The sequence below is a fragment of the Mesorhizobium sp. M8A.F.Ca.ET.021.01.1.1 genome (genome assembly GCF_003998025.1).
Taxonomy (GTDB): Bacteria; Pseudomonadota; Alphaproteobacteria; order Rhizobiales; family Rhizobiaceae; genus Mesorhizobium.
Genome location: NZ_RZSJ01000696.1, coordinates 1 through 2,918, shown reverse-complemented (window position 1 = coordinate 2,918; position 2,918 = coordinate 1). Strand labels below are relative to the sequence as shown.

Genomic DNA, 2,918 nt, shown 5'->3' with positions numbered 1-2,918 from the left:
TGCCTCGACATCCTGATGCAGAGCCAGATCGACGCGTGGCGCGAGGGCGTCAAGCCGACGATCGGCGGCGTGCTGGAAAAGCTTCGCGACGGGCCGAACCAAGGCGGATGGGACGCACGCGGCGCGCAGGAGCGGCTTTACCTGGTGAACCTGTCGGCGATCGACAAGGGCAAGATTTCGCCCGACATCGGCCCGTGCCTGGCCGTGCCGGCCGATGGCCCGATGCTGCAGCGCATCTTCTCCGACACCGAGTTTCATAAGGGCGTGTGGTATTCGGCGCTGAAACAGGCGCCGCCCAACGTGGTGCTGCGCGACAAGGGCAATCACCAGAAGGTGCGCATCAACGGCAGCTTGAAACACTGCCTGCTGGTGGATCTCGATGCGTTCGAGAAGTTCGCGCAGGGGACGGAATAGCGCAGGAACATCCGGGCCGCCTCGGATGTTGTTCCCTCATGTCCGACGAAATCAAGGATTGCTGGGCCGCGCTCGGTCTTATTCGCATGGCAATCGAACAGACGTGCCCGCCAGGTGTGTTGCCGAGCGAGGAAGCCGTGTTGCTGCTCTATGGCCCGGAGCCCGTCCACGAGGCTGAGGCGCTGGCAAGGGCCATCATCGCTACTGTCGAGCGCTTGGCGCGCGACTAGCGCGCCTTGCAGGCCTCAACGGCCACAGGCGAGGCTGTGAGCGCACCCCAGCACCATCCGAACGATCAAGCGCCGCCCTGGTGCGCGTGCCCATGCCAAGCGTCGCCTTGAAACAACCAGCAGCCCGGCAGGGCTGCGCCGCTTTAGTCTCTCCCGCCGCCGGAAATGGATGGTCCCGCGCCCCGACACGCGCGCGTCATCGACCATGATTCGCGCGAATTTTTCGCCAGCATTTGCCGCTGTTTTCAGCCATTCCCGCGCCCGCATTTGACGCCCGAAGCCCCCGCCCAATCATGCGCTAAGGAGTTTCCGCCGCGCGTTTCCATGCTGGCAGTTGACGCACGTGGCGAAAGGCGAGGTTGAGACAGCCGCCGATGGGTTTGGGTGGCGTTACCGGGTTACCGCCAAGTTACTGCGCTGGTAACTGAAAAAAGCCAAGGAAATCAATAGCATGGGTGTTTCAGTTACCGGTTACCGGGATATGCAACCTCGCATCGCACGCGCGCGCGCATACGCGTTATGAGGTAACCATGTAACTCGTAACTGCGTGGGGTTATCCATTTGAATTATCTATCGAAAAGCCGGTTACTTGACGGTTACCTCGGCCTCGATCGGGTGACCGGAATAAAAAATTGCCCTGGGAGACATTCGCATGGCCGATGCAGCTGAAAAGGGGCATCAAGACGCACGCACACCGGGCTCCGGCGGCGACCAGGCGCCGCCGGCCGAGCTGCCCGGCGCCGATCCGCTCGACCTGATCGCTGGCTTGCCCGATGGCGAGGGCGATGACGTCTTGGCGCTGGCGGCGGAACTGGTTGCTGCGCCGAGTCGGGCGCGGGGGAGGCCGCAAGGTGCGGCAAACCGCAAGAATGGCGACATGATCCGCTACCTCCAAGCTCGCGGCCATCGCGACCCGATGGTGACGCTCTCGATGATCCAGTCGGCTGACTTCGGCGCGTTGTGCAAGGCTGTCGGGGCCGAGACGGCCAAGCACAAGATCGCGGTGCTGGGCATCATGCGCGGCGCGGCGGCCGATCTCCTGCCGTACCATCACGGCAAGAAACCGCAGCAGCTGGAGCTGATCGGCGACGGCAGCAAGCGGCCATTGATGGTCATTGGCGAAATGAACGTGGCCGTTGCCGTGGCGGGTGATCTCGGGTTCATGAGCGCTGGCATTCCGCCTGATGCGAAGATCTTGGAAAATCAACCACTTAGCCCAGCGCCTGCCGTGCGACAAAACGAGGACGTGTCGCACGATGATGCTAATGCATTGAATGCGCAGGATAAAACCGGGATCGACAACTGATCGCAAATCAGTTGCGGAATTGAAAACCGATATCGTTCCGGCCTCTCACGTGCACGTGCGCGAGGCCGGCGGATCGCCTGGCGTGGTGCCTCGACCCCGCCCCCTGGTCGAGCGGCAGGCGAGGGCGGCGGCTTCGAATTTCGAAAACCGCGCCCCCACCCACCCCCCACGGGGGTGCGGTCGCACACACACCGCCAATTCCGGCGGCTCGCACTGGACTCGCTGGCGGCGGAAATAAATTCGCTGCGTTGAATCGGGACGCGGGCGCGTGGGCGCCGGCCATTGCGAGGGTCGAGGGTCATGGGTCAGTCGCAGAAAGATTACGATCGCGAGGCGCTTTTCAGCATCCACCAGTTCATTCCGCCGGGGCCTGTCGCTGCGGCTTATATCCAGGCGGAAGGGCCGTTCAACTTCATCCGTGGCCCGTGGGGCAGCGGGAAGACGGTGGCGACCGTGTTCAAGATCGCGCGGCATGCCGCCACGGTCTATCCGGTTTGCCGCGACGGCGTGGTGCATGTCCGGTGCGCGGCCATCCGTGACACCTATCGCGAAATGGCCAAGACCGCGCTGGCCTCCTGGCACCAGTTCTTTCCGAAGCGCGGGCCGTTCACCGCGCCCGGCGCCGACAGCTACGCCGGCGGCCAGGACCGGCCGGTCAAACATATCCTCGAATGGGACGTGGTGCGGAAGTGGCCGGACGGGCCGCGCAAGACGCTGGTGCGGCTCGAAATGGAGTTCGGCGCCATCGGCAACGAAAATCTCGACAGCTTCTTCAAGGGCTACGAGATCTCCATGGGCTGGCTGAACGAATGCGACCTGGTGCATGAGGATGCGCCGGGCCGCCTCTACGGCCGCACCGCGCGATATCCGCCGCGTGCCGAGATCGCCGAGTGGGAGGCCGACCGGCTGGGCTTCGAAACCGATGAGGAAACCGGCACGCAAGTCATCCGCCTGCCGCGCATCATCAT

4 protein-coding genes are annotated in these 2,918 nt (G+C 63.7%); all 4 read left to right on the top strand.

The features are described 5' to 3' along the window. Window positions 1-414: hypothetical protein (locus EOA36_RS37495; RefSeq protein ID WP_189553463.1), on the top strand; the 414-nt coding region annotated here is incomplete at its 5' end. Between the two features lie 38 nt (window positions 415-452). Beyond that, window positions 453-644 carry a hypothetical protein gene (locus tag EOA36_RS32370; RefSeq protein ID WP_127280890.1) on the top strand — a complete coding sequence of 64 codons (192 nt, stop codon included), beginning with the start codon at window positions 453-455 and terminating at the stop codon, window positions 642-644. Window positions 645-1,296: 652 nt separating this feature from the next. Further along, window positions 1,297-1,950: a hypothetical protein gene (locus EOA36_RS32365; protein WP_127280889.1), complete on the top strand. Its 654-nt coding sequence runs from the start codon at window positions 1,297-1,299 to the stop codon at window positions 1,948-1,950. A 300-nt stretch (window positions 1,951-2,250) separates the two neighbouring features. Beyond that, window positions 2,251-2,918, top strand: a 668-nt coding sequence (locus EOA36_RS32360) for a hypothetical protein (RefSeq protein ID WP_145969427.1), incomplete at its 3' end; no start/stop codon positions are given.

Bases quoted from the DNA above. Each gene is read 5' to 3' on its own strand.
- EOA36_RS32370 (WP_127280890.1), top strand. From the start codon at position 453: ATGTCCGACGAAATCAAGGATTGCTGGGCCGCGCTCGGTCTTATTCGC.
- EOA36_RS32365 (WP_127280889.1), top strand. From the start codon at position 1,297: ATGGCCGATGCAGCTGAAAAGGGGCATCAAGACGCACGCACACCGGGC.